An 18,330-nucleotide genomic window follows, 5' to 3' on the forward strand; every position below is an offset into this window, starting at 1 on the left:
CGCTAGCTTAAAGCTCGGGCGGCAGCGGAATGAACAGCCATTTCTTGGAAATGCCGTCGAGCGTCCCGTCCTTCTTCATCTGCGCCAGCGCTTCGTCGATTTTGGCCAGCAAGCGGTCCTCGCCCTTGTTGATGGCCATGGCCGAGGGCGAGTTCAGCAGCTGGAATTTCGATTCCGGTTGGCTGTCCGGCCGCTTGGCCAGGACCGCGGCGCCGACATCGTTGCCGACCACCATCAGCTGCACCTGGCCCGAAAGAAACGCCGAGATGACGCCATTGTAGTCGCTGAAGCGCTGGATATCGGTGCCTTGGGGCGCCACTTCGGTCAACGAAGTGTCCTCGAGCGTGCCGCGGTTGACGGCGACGGACTTGCCCACGAGATCAGGCGGCCCCTTCACCGCCAGCGCCTTGGGGCCGATGACATCGATCGAATAGGGCGCATAGGGTGCGGTGAAGGCCACCACCTTCTTGCGCTCGTCGCTCACCCCCACGCTGACCAAAAGGTTGAGCTTGTGCTCGGTGAGCGAGGGGATGCGGTTCTGCCCGGTGATGCCGGTGAGCTCAGGCGTCACGCCGAGAGCCTTCGCCAAGGCATTGATCACATCGATGTCATAGCCCTGTGGTTTGAGATCGGGGCCCGCCGAGGAGAAAGGTGGAAAGTCCTCGAATATGCCGACCTTGATGACGCCGGCCTTGGTGATGTCGTCGAGCTCGTCAGCCTGGGCGAAAGCCGCGCTCATGAACTGAACCGCAAGCGTTGCACATGCCATCAGCATGAGACGCCTGTGCAGTGACGCGATCATAAATCCCCTCCCCTGTTTGTATATTTGTTGGTTCGCCAGTCGTCGACCGGCTTACTCGACGTTACACCATTTCGGGTGGGATGTAAGTATCTCGAGCATCGGCCCGAAAAGTGCGTGCGGTTTTCGGGCAAGCCGATGCGCAAAAACAAAGAGATAGAGCGCCGGGACGATTCCTTGTGAACGTCCGGCGCTCTACGGCAACCAGCGGTTCATGAACTCGCCCGCTTGCGCCAGCGCTTTGCGTCCGTCCGCGAGCTTGGCATTCCAGAGCGGCCATGCATGGATCATCTGCGGCCAGACTTCCAAAGTGACCGCAACGTCGGCAAGGGCCAGCGCCGCCGTGAGGCGTGTCGCATCATCGAGCAGCGTCTCCGCCGAACCCACCTGGATCAGCGTCGGTGGAAAACCGCGCAGCTCCGAAAACAAGGGCGAGATTTTGGGATCGCTGCGGCTGGTCCCGGCCGGAACATAGGCCGCCGCCAATTCTTCGAGGTAACCCTTATGGATGATCGGATCGACCGCATCCTTGAGCGCAAGCGAGGGACCGGACATGGTCAGATCCGTCCAGGGCGAGATGAGCCAGGCGCATGAAGGCTGGGCCTCACCGGCGGCGCGCAGACGGTTGATCAGCGCGATCGTGAGATTGCCGCCGGCACTGTCGCCGCCGACGACGATTTGTCCGGGCGCAACGCCCTGCGCGATGAGATACCGCCAGGCCGTCATGGCGTCCTCATGGGCGGCGGGAAACGGATGGTCCGGCGCCAGCCGATAGCCGACCGCCAATGTGCGCATCCGCGCGGCCCGACCCGCTTCGGTCACCAGGCGGCGATGGCTCGAGATCGAGCCTGAGCAATAGCCGCCGCCATGGAAGAACAGGAGGACGCGGGAAGGATCGCTGCCGGGCGCCGTCGAAAACTCGCAGGCCAACCCGCCGAGGTCGACGGCCTCGAGCTTTGCGTCATCGGCGATCGGCCAGACCGAGCCGACTTCATCGAGCCTTTGCCGTCTTTCGGCCCAGCCCACCGGGCGCGGCTTCGAGCTCAGCAACGTGCGGATCGCGTCGATCTCATGATGTGCCAAAGGATTGCCGCTCCCTGCTCAGTTGCACTCAGTACGTCGCCCTTCCCCCCGAGACGTCGAATACGGCACCCGTCGAGAAGGAACATTCTTCGCTGGCGAGCCAGGTGACAAGGCTTGCCACCTCATCGACGAGGCCGAAGCGCCCCATCGGGATCTTCGACAGCATGAAGTCGATATGGGCTTGGGTCATCTGGTCGAAGATCGGCGTCTTGACCGCCGCCGGCGTCACGCAATTGGCCGTGATCCTCGTCTTCGCCAGTTCCTTGCCGAGCGATTTGGTCAAGCCGATCACTGCCGCCTTCGATGTCGAATAGGCCGGCGCATTGGGATTGCCCTCCTTGCCGGCGATGGAGGCGATGTTGACGATGCGGCCATACTTCTGTGCTTGCATATACGGCACGATGGCCCGGCAGCAATAGTAGACGCCGTTCACATTGATATCGATCACCTGGCGCCATTTCTCCGGCGGATAATCCCAGGTCGTCGCATTGGGTCCGGTGATGGCGGCACTCGTCACCAGCACGTCGATATGCCCGAAGGCCTTCACGGTCTGGGCCACGGCCTGGTTCACGCTGGTCTCGTCGCTGACATCGACTGCGACGGCAAGGGCGTTCCTGCCGAGCTTAGCTGCGGCATCCGACCCCGCTTTCGCATCCACGTCCCAGATCGCGGCCGCACCACCTTCTCCGAGGATGCGTTCGGCCACGGCGAACCCGATGCCGGAAGCACCCCCGGTGATGACGGCGACGCGCCCCTTGAATCTATCGGCAAACTGCATGCTACCCCTCGTCTTATGCAAGTGGCCGGGACAATTTCACGTGGCCGCCGGCAGTGCAAGTGATTAAACGCGTGACCGGCATTCCGGAATATGAGAAGCTGGCGATAAGTATGACAATTGGGAGGATCACATGAACAAGCCCGTTCACCCGGCACCCGCCGCCGATGCCAACGTCATCCGCGTCCAACAGTTCGAATCCCCGGCCGGCGTGCCTTTGCTTTCCACGCAGATGCTCGCCACCGCCGATGGCGAGCTCAATCGCGAGCTCAACCGCTTCCTGTTCGACCCGCCTTCCGATTCGACACTCCTCAAAGGCAAGCGGATCGCCATTTGCTGCACCAATGGGGTGGAAGAGGTCGAGATCCTGGGCGCCCACAGGTGGCTCTCCGAGCATGGCGCAACCGTCCATATCGTGGCGCCCAAGGCCGGTCCCTTGCCGCCGAGCTATGGCGTGAAGATGCCGCCCATTGCCGAGACTCATGTGCTCGCCATCCGCCTCATGGAGAATGGCGGCTGGCTCAAGATCGACCGCTATGTCAGCGAGGCCAAGGCGTCTGACTATGATGCCGTCATCCTGCCGGGCGGCTGCTGGAATCCGGACTTCCTGCGCGCCGACAAGGACGCCATCGCCTTCGTCCAGGCCATGCACGCGGCGGCGAAGCCCGTCTGCGGCATCTGCCACGGCCCCTGGGTGCTGATCAGCGCCAAGCTCCTCAAGGGCAAGAAGGCGACAGCGGTGTGGAACATCCACATTGATCTCGAGAATGCCGGCGCCACGGTGATCGACGAGCCCGTGGTCGTCGACGGCAATCTCATCACCGCACGCTTCCCCTATGACCTGCCGCGCATGGTCGATGCGCTGGTGAAGCAGCTGGTGAAGTAGTTTCCGAACGAACGTCATCCCGGCGAAAGCCGGGACCCATTGAATAAGCGCAAGCGGGCGGCGCCGATCGCGTGGATGGAATTTAGTCGGCCCCGACTTTCGTCGGGGTGACGGGATTTGCTACCTATCCCTTCACCTTCCACGTCTTCATCACGTCGAGCGTATGCGCAAAAGAGTGGATGCCGGCATCGGAGCCGAGGCCCGTGGCCACCAGCCCGGCGGCGGCCTGGGCGAACCGCAAGGCCGTCTCGAGGTCCATCTTGTGATGAAGGGCGGTGATGAAGCCCGCATCGAAGGCATCGCCGCAGCCGGTCGTATCCACTACCTTGACCTCATAGGCGGGTGATTTGAGACGTGTTCCGTCCTTATGCGCATAGAAAGCGCCGTCGCCGCCCAGCGTGAAGACGCAAGCCTCAGCCCCACGATCGAGATAGAAGCGGGCGCAGTCTTCAGCCGTAGACTGGCCCGACATGTCGTGCGCCTCTTCGATCGAAGGCATGAAATAATCGATGTAAGGCAAGAGCGGTCCGACGATGGCGAGCGTCTCAGGCGACGCCGCGATGAGATCGAAGGTGACGGTCCGCCCGCGCCTTTTCGCTTCCTTGAGCAAGGTGAGGCTCGCCGGCCCGTCGAGCTTCTTGAGGAGCCCGGTGCCGCCCAGATGGATGATCGGCGCGTCGAACACCTGGTCATAGGCTGACGCCGGGACGTCGAAATGATCGGAAGCGCCCCTCACATGGAGCGCCGGCCGCTCGCCATTCGGCCTCACATTGAGGATGGTCGCGGATGTGGGAATGCCGGGCAGCCGCTGCATGGCCGAGACATCGGCGCCATGCTTCTCGAGTGTCAGCAGCACCCAGTCGGCCTTCTCGTCGTCGCCGACGGCGCCCACCGCCAGGCTCTTGAGGCCGAGCTTCGCCGTATCGATGACCGTGCCGCCCGCGGTGCCGGCGACGGTCAGCCTGATCTCCTCGATGAAATCGACATTGCCGCGCTCGGGGATGCGGCTGACCGGGCGGCCCAATATATCGAGGATATAGAGCCCGATGACGGAGACGTCGTAGCGCATCTATTTGCGGCGGCCGAGCCAGGTGACGCCTGCGGCGAAGCACAAAGCGGCGACCGCCAGGGCCCAGACGAGCGGCTGCAAGTAGAAAGGCGGCGTCGCGAGCTGGACCTTGCCGGCGGTGGTGGCGGGATCGGGCGGCTTCAGAAAGAACACGCCATAGAGATGCGCGGCCGCAATCGAGATGAGGAGGACGATGCAGAAGATCATCGCCACCACCAGCGCCACGGTGATGATGGTCTTGATCTTCGTGCCGGGCTTCGCCAGCGGCAGCAGATTGTTGACGAGCCCGGCCAGGACAACGAGGCCCGATCCGATGGCGAAGAGTTTTAGGCTCAGCGGCTGGAAGATCAGGATCAGCGCCAATATGCCGAGCCCGATGATGAAGGCTTCGAGCCGCAAGGCGCCCGCGGGGCTCAAGATCTTGTCCGGCGTCCCGCTCATCCCCTCACCGCCTTTCCGTCTTCGCCGAAAATATGCGTCTGGCTCGGATCGGCGCGCAGATGGAGCTTCTCGCCGATCTTGAATTTGACGTCGCGCGGCACCACGACCCTTATATCGGAGGCATCCGGCGTGCGCGCATGGACGAGCGTCTCCGCCCCCATGGGCTCGATCAGCTCGGCATGGGCGATGATCGTGTCCCGGGCGCCCTGCCCCACCGGCGTGAAGGCCCGGGGCCTAATGCCCAGCGTCACTTGCGACGGCTTGAGCTTGGAAACCGCGGGATTGACTTCGAGCTCGACCCGCTCGCCGCCGAACTGGATCGTCGCCTTGGCGCCGGCGACGCCTTCGAGCTTGCCCTTGACCAGGTTCATTTGCGGCGTGCCGATGAAGCTCGCCACGAAGACATTGTTGGGCTTGGTGAACACCTGATGCGGCGTGCCGATCTGCTCGATGACCCCGTCGCGCATGATGGCGATGCGATCGGCCATGGTGAGGGCCTCGAGTTGGTCATGCGTCACGATGACGGTCGCCTTGGAGAGGCCCGACAGCACTTCCTTGATCTGGCCGCGCATCGAATGGCGCAATTCGACATCGAGCCGCGACAGGGGCTCGTCGAACAGGAAGCAGTTCGGATCGCGCACGATCGCGCGGGCCACGGCGATGCGCTGCTTCTCGCCTTCCGACACCTGCCCCGGCATACGCTCGAGAACGTCGGTCAGATGCAGGATCTCCGCCACCTTCTTGACCCGCCGGTCGCGATCGGGCTTGGCGAGTTTCTCGTAATGCAGCGGCATGGCGATGTTCTCGCCGACCGAGAGGGCCGGATAGAGCGCATAGAACTGGAAAACCATCGCGATGTCGCGCTTTTCCGGCGGCAATTCGTTCATGCGCTTGCCGGCGATGATGATGTCGCCGGCGGTCACTCTTTCGAGACCGGCGATCATGCGCAGGGTCGTCGTCTTGCCGCAGCCCGAGGGGCCGAGGAGGCAAACGACCTCACCGGCGGCGACACTGAGATCGGCATCCTTGACGGCGGTGAAATCGCCGAACCGCTTGGTGATCTTGCGGGCTTCGATGGTCGACATGCGTCTATCTCTTCACGGTGCCGAAGGTGACGCCGCGCAGCAGGTGGTTCTGCAGGAAGAAGGTCACCAGGAAGACGGGGATGAGGAACAGCGTTTCGATCGCCGCGAGTAGCCCCCACAGCACGCCGATGCCGCCGCCCGCCACCGCCTGGTTCATGGCGACCGGCACGGTGCGGGTGTCGACGCCGGTCAAGAGCAGCGCGAACAGGAACTCGTTCCAGGTGAGGATGAGGCCGAAGACGAAGGTCGCGGCGAGGCCCGCCAGCACTTGCGGCAGGCAGATCTTGAAGAACACCTTGACCTCGCTCGACCCGTCGATCCGTGCCGCATCCTCGACATCGGGCGACAATTCATCGAAGAAGCTCTTCATCATCCAGATCGTGAACGGCAGGTTGAAGGCCGTATAGAGCAGGATGATGCCGATATAGGAGCCGGCAAGGCCGGTGACCCGGAACATCAGGATGATCGGGATGATCACCACGATCGCCGGCAGCATGCGGGTGGTGAGGATGATGAAGAGATAGGTGTCGTTGCCCTTCAGCGCATAGCGCGAGAAGCCATAGGCCGCGAGCGTGCCGATCACCAAGGCGAGCAGCACCGAGGTGCCGGCGATGAAGATCGAATTGAAGAAGAACCGGTCGAAGCCGGTGCTCTCGACGGCGCCGCCCGTGGTGTAGGCGCGGGAAAAGACCGACGTGAAATTCTCCAATGTCGGCGTGAAGACATATTGCTCGGGGATGAGGCCGAAGAAGCTCGTCGGGAAGAACCGCGGCGGCACCGCCAGCGCTTCCGTCTGCAGCTTGAAGGAGGTGATGATGATGAGGAGCACGGGCAGGAAGTAGATCAGGCTGATGATCGCGGTGAGGAGCGTGTGGCCCCAGCCCGCCTCGCCCACGCCCGATGCCTTGCGGAAGCCCAGCCTTTCCCAGATCGAAGTCACATCAGCCATCGTTCAATTCCCCTGGGCGCGCCGGTTGGCGATATAGAGATAGAGATTGGTGAGCACGATCACCACGAAGAGCAGCAGATAGGAAAGTGCCGCACCCTCGCTGGTCTTGTTCTGCTCATTGGCAATGCGGATGACATGGTAGGAAATCGTCATCGTGTCATTGCCGCCCTTGGTCAGCAGGATGACGAGATCGGCGAGCTTGAAGGCCTCGATGGTGCGGAACAGCAGCGCCAGCATCAGGAGGCCGCGTATATAGGGGAAGGTGATCGTCCAGAAGCGCCGCCAGCTCGAGACCCGGTCGATGGCCGCTGCCTCATAGAGATATTTGGGCACCGAGACGAGACCGGCCAGCACCAGCAGCATGACGAAGGGCGACCACATCCAGGCATCGGCGAAGACGATGCCGGCGACGGCGCCTGCCTTGGTCGACATCAAGATGAACTGCTCGCCGTTCCAGGCCTTGATCGCCTGGCTGAGGAGGCCGAAGGTCGGGTCATAGTAATAAGAGAAGAACACGCCGACCGCGACCACCGAGAGCATCATCGGGGTGAGCACCAGGATGAGCAGGTATTTGCGCAACGGGAACTGCTTGGCGAAGAGCACGGCGAGCAGGAAGCCGACGATCATCTGGGCCGAGACGGTGAGCACCACGAACATCGCGGTATTGGTGAGATTGGCCCACAGTTCCGGCGCCTTGAGGTCGTTGGTGAGGAGCTGCTCGTAGTTCCTGAGGCCCACGAAGCGGATCGTCTGCTGGTTGCTCTGATAGGCGAAGAAGGAGAGGCCGAGCGACCACAGCAGCGGAAAGATGTTCATGACGAACAGCACCGCGATCGCCGGCGAAACCAGGAGGCCACCATAATAATGGCGGCGATAGGCATTGACGACGAAGGCGGCCGCGACCATCGCCGCCATGGCGCCCGTCACCCAGAAGGCGGCATTGGCCGGCAGGGCCAGTATGGCGAGGATGGACACGGCAAGGCCCACCGCGATCGCGAGCTTCCAATTGTCGGGAGCGATCGTCGTGAACTGCGGCGGCGGCCGGTCTATGGCAACAGTCGTCATCTAAAATTATGCCTGCTGAATCCGTGAGACAAAGAGGACGCCCGCAGTTTCCTGCGCGCGTCCCCTGAGGCGTTTCGTTACTGGATCAGGCCCGCTTCCGAGAGCAGGTTCTGCTGGAACTTCGCTATGTTGTCGAGCGTCGTCTTGGCGTCCTGCTTGCCGGTGATGGCGAGATCGAACTGGTCCTGCTGCTGGGTGAGCAGCTCGAAGAACTGCGGCACGTGCCACACGTCCTTCTGCCAGTCGAGGCTCCCCGCCCAGGCGCGGTTCCATGGCCGGAAGGTCACATAGGCCGGATCGCTATAGACCGACTTGATCGCCGACTGTCCGCCCTTCGAGGCATATTCCGTCTGCACCGGCTTCGACAGCCACCATTTCACGAAGTCGAGCGCTTCCTTGGTCTGCGTGTCGGTGTTCCAGGTCATCAGCACGAAGGGCTGGCCGCCGATATTCGACCAGCGGATGATCTTGCCGTCGGCGCCGCGGGTTCCCGGCATCAGGCCGAAAGCGATCTTGTCGGAGACTTTCGATGTCTTGGGATCGAGCGAGGCTTCGCCGAGACCGATCCAGTCGATATTGATGGCGACCTTGCCTTCGCGGAACAACTCGTCGGACTTGAAGATGTCCATCGTTCCGGTCTTGGCGACGGGCGGCATATACTGGATGAGGCGCAGATAGTGATCGAGCGCCTTGACCGCTTCCGGCGAATTGACCACGCCTTCCGCTTGGCCCTTGGGCGCCTGGGTTTCGTCCCAGACATTGCCACCCTCCTGCCAGATGAAGCCGTTGATCTGCATCGAGGAGAAGTCGTAGCCCTTGCCGGCCTGGTAGGCGATGCCGTAGAAATCGTCATCCGCCGGCTTGCCGGCTAGGTTCTCGCCCTTCTTGCGCTGGAAGAACTGGCCGATATTCTCGAACATCTCCCAGTCCATGTCGTCGAGCTCTTCCGGCGTGCACGGCAGCTTCTTGTTGAACTTCGCCTGGAAGTTCTTCTGCTCTTCCTCGTTGCACAGGATGTCCTTGCGCGCGAAGCTCACCAGCACGTCCGGGAACTGCGGGAAGCCGTAATAGTTCGGCGTCTTGTGCGGATAAGTCGAATAGGCATTGAGCGGGGCCGGATGCATGTCGTCCATCGCCGCCTTCAGGCCCGGATCGGCATCGATGAACTCGTTGAGCTTCTTGTAATAGCCGCCTTCGACGAAGGCGCCGAGCCACTGCGAGTCCGACACTGCCATGTTGTATTTCTGCTCGCCTGAGGTGAGCGAGGCGTTGAGGCGGGTGTAGTAGTCGGGCCACGGGATGAAGTCGATGTCGAGCTTCACCGTGTTGCCTGACGGCGCTTTATACTGCTTGTCGAACATGTCCTTCATGATGCGGGTCGGCGGCCAGTCCGGCACCGCCATCTTGAGCACCACTTCCTCGGCCGAGGCGGCCCCGAGGAACGTGCCGCTCATCAGGGTCGCGGCAAGCGCGGCCCCGGCAAAGGACGTCAACTTATACTGCCAACTCATGTCCAGTTCTCCTCCCTAGTGGATCTAGGCACTTCTCTTTTCTTCGCGTGCTTGGACGGCTCACCTCAAGGCGATACCGTCCTCGACGCGGAAGACATGGATTTTCCTTGCATCGACCTTGATCGGCAGGCGGTCGCCGAGCTTGATCTCGCTCGCCCGCGATTCCGGCAGAAGGATCCGCAGATTGTCGGTCTTCTCGCCGAGCGAAACGATGGTGACATCGCCCAACGGCTCGAGCAGCTGCACCGGCGCCGAAAGTTGGACCGCCTGGCCGGACGCGATTTCGAGATCGGCCGGGCGCACGCCCATGACGACCTTGTCGCCCGCTTTCGCCTTGATCTTACGGGCGAGCTCGAAGCTGCCGAAGCCGGTCTTCAGCGCTTCGCCGCTTTCGCCCACCGTCGCCTCGAGCAGGTTCATATGCGGCGCGCCGATCTTGGCCGCGACATAGACGTCGTTGGGCTGGTCATAGAGCTCGTCGGGCGATCCCTTCTGCACCACCGCACCATCGCGCATCACCGCGATGACCTCGCCCATCGACAGGGCCTCGAGCTCATCGGGCGTCGCGTAGATGATGGTCATGCCGAACTGGCGGTGCAGGCGCTTGAGCTCGGCGCGCATGTCGTGGCGGAGCTTGGCGTCGAGATTGGTCAGGGGCTCGTCGAGCAGGAGGATATTGGGGCGTCGGATCAAGGATCGTCCGAGCGCCACGCGCTGCTGCTCGCCGCCCGACAGCGTATTGGGCTTGCGCTCGAGCCGGTGCGCGAGCTTCAGCATCTCGGCCGTCTCCTTGACCCGCTTGTCGATCTCCGGCCGCGCGACATTCGCCTCGCGCAAGGGATAGGCGAAATTCTCGTAGACGGTGAGATGCGGATAGAGCGCGAAGGACTGGAACACCATCGACACGCCGCGCGACTTGATCGGCGCATGGGTCGCATCGACGCCATGCAGCGCCACCCTGCCCGTATCCGGGATCACGAGGCCGGAGATAGTGCGCATAGTCGTCGTCTTGCCGACCGAGCTCGGCCCGAACAGGGCGAAGAACTGGCCTTCGGCGACATCGAAGGTCAGCCGGTCGAGCGCTTTCACGCGGCCATAGGCTTTCGACACGCCTTCGAGGCTGACGGCGGAGGCTTTATTGGGGGACATGGCCACCTCAGCCGATATGAGTCGTGCTGGGGCAAACTGGCTTCATCGACGCGAAATCCTCCCATTTACGGCGCTGCGCTGCGCCTTTGTTATTGATCAAACTGGTAGTACCAAATTGATCCGGGCGCAAGCGTTTGTGTTGGACCTGCACGGCAAAAATGCTGCTGCACTTGCGAAATCCGCCCCTTGCGACGGATTTTGACCTGTTCTATGGCTAGGGTAACAAATTTGGTCGGACCAAAATGGTCGACCCAGATCAGTCCAGGGAGGAACCTTTCATGCATCTTTCGACACATAACTGGATGCGCGCCGAGCCGCTCGAGACCACTTTGGCTCGCATCAAGAAGTTTGGTTATGAGAGCATCGAAATCTCCGGCGAGCCCACCCAATACAATGTGAACGACACCCGCAAGCTGCTGAAGCAATATGGCATCCGCTGCTGGGGCTCGGTGACGCTCACCCTCGCCGACCGCAATCTCGCCGCCAGGGACGAAGCCCAGCGCGCCAAGACCGTCGATTACATGAAGAGCGTCGTCACCATGGTGAACGAGCTTGACGGCGAGATCATCACCCTCGTGCCGGCGACCGTCGGCAAGATCACGCCCGATGGGACGCCCGAAGAAGAGTGGCAGTGGCTCATCGAAGGCGTGACCGAGGTCTATCAGCACGGCAAGAAAAAAGGCGTGCGCATCGCCATCGAGCCGCTCAACCGTTTCGAGACCTATATCCTGAACCGCGCCGACCAGGCTTTGGCGCTGGCCGAAGCGGTCGGGCCTGATTGCGGCGTGTGCATCGACGCCTTCCATCTCAATATCGAGGACGCCGACATGTTCGCCTCGATCAAGAAGGCGGGAAAACGCCTCTATGACTTCCACATCGCCGACAACAACCGCATGGCGCCGGGCCAGGGGGCGCTCGACTGGCCGAAGATCGTGAAAACCTTGAAGGAGGCGGGCTATGACGGAGCACTGACCGTCGAGTTCGTGGCGCCGGTCGACCGGACGCCGGCCACCAAATATCCCGATGCCGTCGAGAAGAACCCGGTCGATATCTCGCCCGAGCAGTTGAAGTTTATCCAGGATCACGGCTCGAGCCTGTTGAGCGAGGAATTCTACACCATGCTCGTCAAGAAATCGGCCGAAACGATTCTGCCGTTGATCAAATGACCGGCCGAGCGGGCCCGCATCGGGCGAGCCCGCTCGTAACGGCCGGGAGAACATGATGAAGATCGAACGGATCGAAGCCACCTGGGTGTCCATACCGATCGCTCAAGATCGTCAGCACAGAAGCGATTTCGGGCAGATCAGGACGTTTGATTCGGCGATCCTGCGCATCGACACCGATGCCGGCATCACCGGCTGGGGCGAAGGCAAGAACGCCGCCGGCAGTGCCGGCACCTATGCCGGGCTCGTCACCCTCATCAACAAGGAATTCGCCCCGCGCCTGATCGGCAAGGACGCGCGGGACATTTCCGTGATCTGGGATTCGCTTTACAACGGCGTGCGCGCCCATCATGCGACGGCGCGCGGACATTCGATGCCCGACATGGCGCGGCGCGGCCAGACCATCGCCGCGATCAGCGCCATCGACATCGCCCTCTGGGACATCGCCGGAAAATCCATGAACGCCCCGGTCTGGCGCCTGCTCGGCGGACGCAAGGCCGAAGCCATGCCGGCCTATGCCTCGGGCGGCTGGGCCGATGCCCAGACCATTGGCGATCAGCTCTCGGGCTATGTGAAGCAAGGCGGCTTCAAGGCGGTGAAGATGCGCGTCGGCGCCATGGATGGGGCGCCGCAGGTCAGCGCCGAGCGCGTCAAGGCGGCGCGCGCGGCCTTAGGGCCCGACATCGAGATCATGGTCGATTCGCACGGCACCTTCACCGTGGCCGAGGCCAAGCGCTTCGCCCATCTGGTCGCCGACTGCAATCTCGCCTGGTTCGAGGAGCCGGTGACCGCCGATGACAAGGCCGGCATCGCCGAAGTGCGCGCCTCGGCCATGATCCCAATCGCCGCCGGCGAAAGCGAGTTCACCCGCTTCGATTTCCGCGACCTCATCACCCAGCGCGCCGTCGACATATTGCAGCCCGATCTCGCTATATGCGGCGGCATCACCGAGGCGCGCCGCATCGATGCGCTGGCGGCCGCGTTCAATCTGCGGCTGGCGCCGCATCTGTGGGCCGGGGCCCCCGCCTTCTTTGCCGGGCTCCATCTCGCCGCCGCGAGCCCGTCGAGCTATATTCTCGAATATTCGCTCGGCGCCAATCCGATGCTGCATGATCTCATCGAGGAGAAGGTCGAGGTGAAGGACGGCATGATCACGATCCCCGATCGGCCGGGCCTGGGAATCACGCCGCGCGAGGACATTATCGCCAAACATGCGGTGCATTTCGGATGAACGAGCATCGCGACCTGGTTTCGGAACTGGCGCTCTTCTTCCTGCAGAGGAAATACGAGCCGGGCGAGCGCGTGCCGTCGGAACGCGAGCTTGCCGAAAGGTTCAAGGCTGGCCGCGGCCTGGTGCGCGAGGCCTTGGCCTATCTCGAGGCGCTGAGGGTCATCGACCGGCGCGCCAAATCCGGCATCTATATGTCGAGCGATTCGGCGAGCGTCGAGGCCTTGGCCCTCTTCGCCCAGATCGGCGTGCCGCTGCAGGCCGAAGAGGTGCGCCAGTCGAACGAGATGCGCCGCATCCACGAGATCACCGCGGTCAGGCTCGCTTGCGAGCGCGCGACGCTGGAGAATTTCGACCGTATGCGCGCGGTCCTCGCCTCGTCCCTCAAGCGCATCGAAGCGCAAGAGCCGATCGACATCGAGGACCGCGATTTCCATCTCGAGATCGTCAATGCCACGCAGAACAATGTCTTCTACCGCATCGTGCGCATCTTCTACCTGATGACGGCCGAGCGCCGGCGCATCTATTTCCAGCGCCCCGAACGCTGCCGCGAGTCGCATAATGAGCATATCCGCATCTTCGAGGCGATCGCCAGACGCGATCCGGTGGAGGCGATGGGCCTCATGGATGCGCATCTCAAAGGTGTCGAGAGCTACTGGACCGGCCTTCTCGACAAACCGCCCTCACCCGAGAAGCCGCAGCCCGAAGCCGCCTGGCTGCGCCATATCACGAGCTGATGCCTTACTCTCGCCCCGCTTTAGCGGGGAGAGGGAGGGCCCCATTGCAAAGCAATGGGAGGGTGAGGGGCTGCCGCGGGATTCACACTGGACTTGCAACCGAGCGTCAAACGAGAGAAGCATCCGCGATACGGCCGAGAAGCGATTGATATGCCCATGCCCCTCACCCTTTCCGCCGCTTCGCGTCGGGCCCCTTCCCTCTCCCCGCTGCGCTCCGCTTGCGGGGCGAAGGCAATCGAGTTTCGTGGAGGGCGGTCATGACCAGCGACCGGCCCATCGTCTACTCGACGCATCCCTTGCATCCCAATGCCGCGAGGCTGCTCGACGGCGCGGCCGAGCTCGTCGTCGCATCCGATCTCAAAGCCGACACCCTCACCCGCGAGGCCGCGGCCGCCGACATCGTCATCGTGCGCGCCAATCTGCCGGAATCACTCTTTGCCGGCGCCAAGAAGCTCAAGGCCGCCATCCGCCACGGCGCCGGCCTCGACATGATCCCGGTCGAGGCGGCAACGGAAGCGGGCGTGCTCGTCGCCAATGTGCCGGGCGTCAATGCCCGTTCCGTCGCCGAGCATGTGATCTTCGTCGCTCTGGCGCTGGCCCGGCGTTTCCGCGCCATCGATTCCGATCTGCGCCACAAGGGCTGGCTCGCCGGCCGCGCTCATTCGCTCGCCGCCCGCGAGCTCCAGGGCGCTACGATGGGCATCATCGGCATGGGCCATCTCGGCCGCGCCATCGCCAATATCGCCGGACCGGGCTTCGGCATGCGGATCCTGGGCTCGACGCGGCGCAATGCCGGCTTTCCGGAAGGCGTCGAGCCGGTCGCCCGCGACCAGCTCCTCCGGCGCAGCGACTATGTCGTTCTCGCCTGCCCGCTCTCGCCTGAGACCCGCGGCATGATTGCCGCCCGCGAGCTCGCCCTGATGCGCAAGGGCAGCTTTCTGATCAATGTCGCGAGAGGCGCCGTCACCAATGAGGACGATGTCGTCGCGGCCCTGGAGAGCGGGCATCTCGGCGGTGCCGCGATCGACGTCTTTGCCGAGCAGCCGCTGCCGGCGGATCATCCCTTCTTCAGCCTCGGCAATGTGATCCTGACCCCGCATCTCGCCGGCATCACCGAGGAGAGCATGGAGCGGATGGGCATTGGCGCGGTCGAAGAAACCTTGCGCGTGCTCAAGGGAGATCTGCCGGTCAATCTTGTCAACCCGTCCGTCGTTGCGCAATATCGCCGGCGGTTTCTCTAATATCCTCGCCCGAAACGAGCGGCAGCGCGCTGGCATGCGGAATGTTTTCGGCCCAAAACTCCAGGTAGAGAATGCGAAAAATCCTGTTCCTGCCCGGCGCCGGCGGCTCACCCGAATTTTGGCGGCCCGTAGCGATGCTCTTGCCGACCGAGCGCGAGAAGGTGCTTTTTGGCTGGCCTGGCCTCGGCAGTCAGCCGCACGATCCCAGGATCAACGGCATCGACGATCTCGTTCGGCTCGTCGAGGACAGGATTGATGGTCCGGTCGATGTGGTGGCCCAGTCCATGGGCGGCGTCATCGCGGCGCGAATAGCTCTCGCCCGGCCAACCATGGTCCACCGGCTCGTCCTGACGGCCACCTCGGGTGGTGTGAACATGGAACGATTTGGCGCCTCCGATTGGAGAGCGGAGTACCGAAGTCAATTTCCGCAGGCAGCCGACTGGATCATGCAGCGTAGCACGGCTGCGGCGCTCCCGGTTGAGCTCATCGCGGCGCCGACGCTTTTGATTTGGGGAGACTCCGATCCGATCAGCCCAGTTTCCATCGGACTCCACCTCGAGCGCCGCATGCCGAACGCTAAGCTGCATGTCGTACCCGGTGGCGACCACAGCCTCGCATCCGACAAGGCGGAAGTCGTTGCCCCGCTCATTGCCGAGCATTTGAAATAGAGGTTGGGCCTTAAGGCACCCGATCAGCGGCGCGCCGAAGCGGCCCGTCGCTAACGGCTGCTGACACATATGGACAATAATTGGGAATATGAGGCAGACGAAGATCTCGGACCATCGAATCCGGACGCCACACGTGGATCGCCGCGAAACGCCTAGTCTGGAGCAGCTTCGCCGCTATGCGATCGCGCGCAGCCTGTTCAAACCGACCAGCCTGCCGCGGGCCATTGCGCGTTTGGGCTTTGTGCAGGCGGACCCGATGCGAGCGCCGGCTCGCGCCCAGGATCTGATCCTCGCGCAGCGCGTCAAGAACTACCGTGTCGGCGAGTTGGAACGCCGCTACCCTCGTCTGGCGATCGAAGAGGACTTCTTCATCAACTATGGTTTCGTGCAGCGCGAGACCGTGGCTTTGCTGCATCCGCGCGGGGAGCCGCCCGCCTGGGACGCCTGGGACACCGGCATGCAGGCGCGCGCCGAGGAGGTGCTGGCCTTTGCCCGCCGGCATAGACGCACCCACGGCAAGCATGTGCAGGCGCATTTCGACCATGGCCGCATGAAACGCTGGGGCTCCAATCTCAATGTCGGCGCGCATCTGCTGGACGGCCTGCATTATCGCGGGCTGCTCCGGGTGGAGCGGCGTGAGGCCGGCACCCGGATCTACCAGGCGATCGAGCATCCACCGCAGGACGACAGTCCCGCGTCCCGGCTCATGCGCGCCGGCCGGTTGCTGGACATGGTGGTGCAGCTTTACGCGCCGCTGCCCGCAACCAGCTTGCGCTATCTGTGTAGACTGCTGTCCTCTGGCGTGTCGCACCTCGCCGCCGAGATAAGGCAGCTCCACGAGCGCGCCAAATCCCGTTATGCCCATGCGGAGGTCGACGGCCTGCTGTGGTTCTGGCCGCAGGGCGAGAAGCCCGCCGCCGCGCGGCACCGGGTCGATGACAGGCTGCGCTTCCTCGCGCCTTTCGATCCGGTGGTCTGGGACCGGCGACGCTTTCAGTTGCTCTGGGGCTGGGAATACAAGCTTGAGGCCTATGTCCCCGCGCACAAGCGCCGCATGGGTCACTACGCGATGCCCATGCTCTGGGGCGAGCATATGCTGGGCTGGGCCAATTTGAAGGCGGTCGATGGCCGGCTGCAGCACGAGCTCGGCTTTGCCGGCCAACGGCCCCGCAGTCGCGCCTTCAAGCTGGCGTTGGATGAAGCGCTGCAGCAGATGCACGAGTTTCTCGACCTTTAGAGCATCAGCCCGAAAAGTGCGTGCGGTTTTCGGATAAGCCGATGCGCAAAAACAAAGAGATAGAGCGCCGGGACGATTCCATGAGAGCGTCCGGCGCTCTAGAGCATCGAGCTCGAGAAAGACCGCGTAAGCGATCCGTATGCTCACATTCGCTAGTTTCCGCGTCGCGCCTGATCGACTTTCCGATCAGGCAGTGATCTCACGGCGCCATTGCCGTCGAGAAAATGGAGGCTGCTATGTCAAGACCGCTAGTCACAAACCTGCCTAAGGATGTCCAGCACATTAGAAAAAGGTCTCGATTATCCTGGCGGACCATACTCCCGATGGCGCTCGGCCTGCTGGCGTCAAACACTGCCGGCGCTGCAGAGCCCTATTCCATCGTGAATCACTACACCGGGATGGTGGTCGACGTATGGCAAGGACAAATCGCCAACACGCATACAGTGCTCTGGCCAGATTGGGGTGGGCCGAACCAACGGTTCGACATCGTGCGCGTCGATCCGAACAACCCGCACTCTGATTTCCAGATCAAGGCGCGACATGCGGCCAAATGCCTTGATGTCAATGGTGCAAGCGGGGCAGACGGCGCCATCGTCCAGACATTCGACTGCCACGGCGGCCCCAGCCAACTCTGGTTCGCGGAATTTGTCACTGACCCTTATGTCCAGTGTCAACCCATGACGTTCTGCGACAATGCAAGAATCATAGTCCGGGCCCGGCATTCCGGAAAATGCCTGGATGCACATAACCCTGGCCCGTCCCTGGCAAATCGGCCGAAGCAGGGTGCTATCCTTCAGCAATGGAGATGCCATAACAACCTCAACCAGTTCTGGGATTTCAACGGTGGCCCTCCTCCAGTAATAAATTAGGCAGCCTAGATATTAGCTATGGTATCTCGGCGATCTGATTTTTCGAATTGCATGATACTCCCGTATCCGTACGGTCCGGGCCGCGTTGTCATCGAGGAGCTGAGCGAAGACACTGTGCGTATGAATGCTCGTACGCACAGTGCTGGACGGCCGGAGATCGTGGAGGCTGGGCCACTCCTCCGGAGCTTCAGCGAAGGAGCGCATCCTGCTTCGCTCTTCGAGCTTCGCAGGATCTGAAAAGCCCTCCGAAGCTTTAGCGAAGGAGGGTCCAAACCGAGGATCCGGGTCCAATCCCTGGTGCGGGTGCCAGCCTTTTTCGGCTTCATCTGGATGATTTCGGCAGTTCAGTTCCGCTCAGGCGGCATGAATTTTCAC

At 62.5% G+C, this 18,330-nt stretch carries 19 protein-coding genes; 9 read left to right on the forward strand and 10 right to left on the reverse strand.

Annotated elements, in window-relative coordinates; all coding sequences use genetic code 11:
• Positions 1–7 precede the first annotated feature (7 nt).
• The 3 genes from DS839_RS09110 to DS839_RS09120 all read right to left on the reverse strand — a co-directional run bounded on the left by DS839_RS09110 (position 8) and on the right by DS839_RS09120 (position 2,660).
• Positions 8–802: a transporter substrate-binding domain-containing protein gene (locus tag DS839_RS09110; RefSeq protein ID WP_119270009.1), complete on the reverse strand. Its 795-nt coding sequence runs from the start codon at positions 800–802 to the stop codon at positions 8–10.
• A 192-nt stretch (positions 803–994) separates the two neighbouring features.
• Positions 995–1,882 carry an alpha/beta hydrolase gene (locus DS839_RS09115; protein WP_119270010.1) on the reverse strand — a complete coding sequence of 296 codons (888 nt, stop codon included), beginning with the start codon at positions 1,880–1,882 and terminating at the stop codon, positions 995–997.
• A gap of 28 nt (positions 1,883–1,910) precedes the next feature.
• A complete protein-coding gene (locus DS839_RS09120; RefSeq protein WP_119270011.1) occupies positions 1,911–2,660 on the reverse strand; it encodes an SDR family NAD(P)-dependent oxidoreductase in 750 nt (249 codons plus the stop codon).
• Between the two features lie 130 nt (positions 2,661–2,790).
• On the opposite strand from DS839_RS09120, the gene DS839_RS09125 reads away from it, so the two are divergent.
• Entirely contained in the window at positions 2,791–3,543 is a 753-nt protein-coding gene (locus DS839_RS09125; RefSeq protein WP_368911403.1) for a DJ-1/PfpI family protein, read from the forward strand.
• A gap of 124 nt (positions 3,544–3,667) precedes the next feature.
• On the opposite strand, the gene DS839_RS09130 is transcribed toward DS839_RS09125, so the two are convergent.
• The 7 genes from DS839_RS09130 to DS839_RS09160 form a co-directional block, all read right to left on the reverse strand.
• Entirely contained in the window at positions 3,668–4,612 is a 945-nt protein-coding gene (locus tag DS839_RS09130; protein ID WP_119270012.1) for a carbohydrate kinase family protein, read from the reverse strand.
• On the reverse strand, positions 4,613–5,053 hold the full coding sequence (locus DS839_RS09135) for a hypothetical protein (RefSeq protein WP_119270013.1): 441 nt from the start codon (positions 5,051–5,053) through the stop codon (positions 4,613–4,615). It lies immediately after the preceding gene.
• The gene (locus tag DS839_RS09140; protein ID WP_119270014.1) at positions 5,050–6,138 is read right to left on the reverse strand and encodes an ABC transporter ATP-binding protein; all 1,089 of its coding nucleotides are present in this window, start codon (positions 6,136–6,138) and stop codon (positions 5,050–5,052) included. Before DS839_RS09140 ends, DS839_RS09135 begins: the two co-directional genes overlap by 4 nt.
• Positions 6,139–6,142: 4 nt before the next feature.
• The gene (locus DS839_RS09145) at positions 6,143–7,087 is read right to left on the reverse strand and encodes a carbohydrate ABC transporter permease (protein WP_119270015.1); all 945 of its coding nucleotides are present in this window, start codon (positions 7,085–7,087) and stop codon (positions 6,143–6,145) included.
• A 3-nt stretch (positions 7,088–7,090) separates the two neighbouring features.
• Positions 7,091–8,152 (reverse strand): carbohydrate ABC transporter permease, encoded by a 1,062-nt coding sequence (locus DS839_RS09150; protein WP_119270016.1) that lies wholly within the window; start codon positions 8,150–8,152, stop codon positions 7,091–7,093.
• Between the two features lie 77 nt (positions 8,153–8,229).
• Complete coding sequence (locus DS839_RS09155) at positions 8,230–9,663, reverse strand: ABC transporter substrate-binding protein (protein WP_119270017.1); 1,434 nt, start codon at positions 9,661–9,663, stop codon at positions 8,230–8,232.
• 60 nt (positions 9,664–9,723) lie between these two features.
• Positions 9,724–10,812 carry an ABC transporter ATP-binding protein gene (locus DS839_RS09160; protein ID WP_119270018.1) on the reverse strand — a complete coding sequence of 363 codons (1,089 nt, stop codon included), beginning with the start codon at positions 10,810–10,812 and terminating at the stop codon, positions 9,724–9,726.
• Between DS839_RS09160 and DS839_RS36375 the strand changes: the two genes are divergently transcribed.
• The 8 genes from DS839_RS36375 (at position 10,811) to DS839_RS09195 (ending at position 17,955) form a co-directional block, all read left to right on the forward strand.
• The gene (locus DS839_RS36375) at positions 10,811–11,014 is read left to right on the forward strand and encodes a hypothetical protein (RefSeq protein ID WP_162918410.1); all 204 of its coding nucleotides are present in this window, start codon (positions 10,811–10,813) and stop codon (positions 11,012–11,014) included. The genes DS839_RS09160 and DS839_RS36375 overlap by 2 nt on opposite strands.
• A 76-nt stretch (positions 11,015–11,090) precedes the next feature.
• Positions 11,091–11,978 (forward strand): sugar phosphate isomerase/epimerase family protein, encoded by an 888-nt coding sequence (locus DS839_RS09165; protein WP_119270019.1) that lies wholly within the window; start codon positions 11,091–11,093, stop codon positions 11,976–11,978.
• A 55-nt stretch (positions 11,979–12,033) separates the two neighbouring features.
• Positions 12,034–13,206, forward strand: coding sequence for a mandelate racemase/muconate lactonizing enzyme family protein (locus DS839_RS09170; protein ID WP_119270020.1), 1,173 nt, complete (start codon positions 12,034–12,036; stop codon positions 13,204–13,206).
• A complete protein-coding gene (locus tag DS839_RS09175) occupies positions 13,203–13,940 on the forward strand; it encodes a FadR/GntR family transcriptional regulator (protein ID WP_119270021.1) in 738 nt (245 codons plus the stop codon). Before DS839_RS09170 ends, DS839_RS09175 begins: the two co-directional genes overlap by 4 nt.
• A 257-nt stretch (positions 13,941–14,197) precedes the next feature.
• Positions 14,198–15,181, forward strand: a complete 984-nt coding sequence (locus DS839_RS09180) for a hydroxyacid dehydrogenase (protein ID WP_119270022.1) — start codon at positions 14,198–14,200, stop codon at positions 15,179–15,181.
• 71 nt (positions 15,182–15,252) lie between these two features.
• Positions 15,253–15,849, forward strand: coding sequence for an alpha/beta fold hydrolase (locus DS839_RS09185; RefSeq protein WP_119270023.1), 597 nt, complete (start codon positions 15,253–15,255; stop codon positions 15,847–15,849).
• Positions 15,850–15,982: 133 nt separating this feature from the next.
• Positions 15,983–17,086, forward strand: coding sequence for a DNA glycosylase AlkZ-like family protein (locus DS839_RS09190; protein WP_368911406.1), 1,104 nt, complete (start codon positions 15,983–15,985; stop codon positions 17,084–17,086).
• 323 nt (positions 17,087–17,409) lie between these two features.
• The gene (locus DS839_RS09195) at positions 17,410–17,955 is read left to right on the forward strand and encodes an RICIN domain-containing protein (RefSeq protein WP_162918411.1); all 546 of its coding nucleotides are present in this window, start codon (positions 17,410–17,412) and stop codon (positions 17,953–17,955) included.
• Positions 17,956–18,330 lie beyond the last annotated feature (375 nt).

It is taken from the genome of Taklimakanibacter deserti, assembly GCA_003574785.1.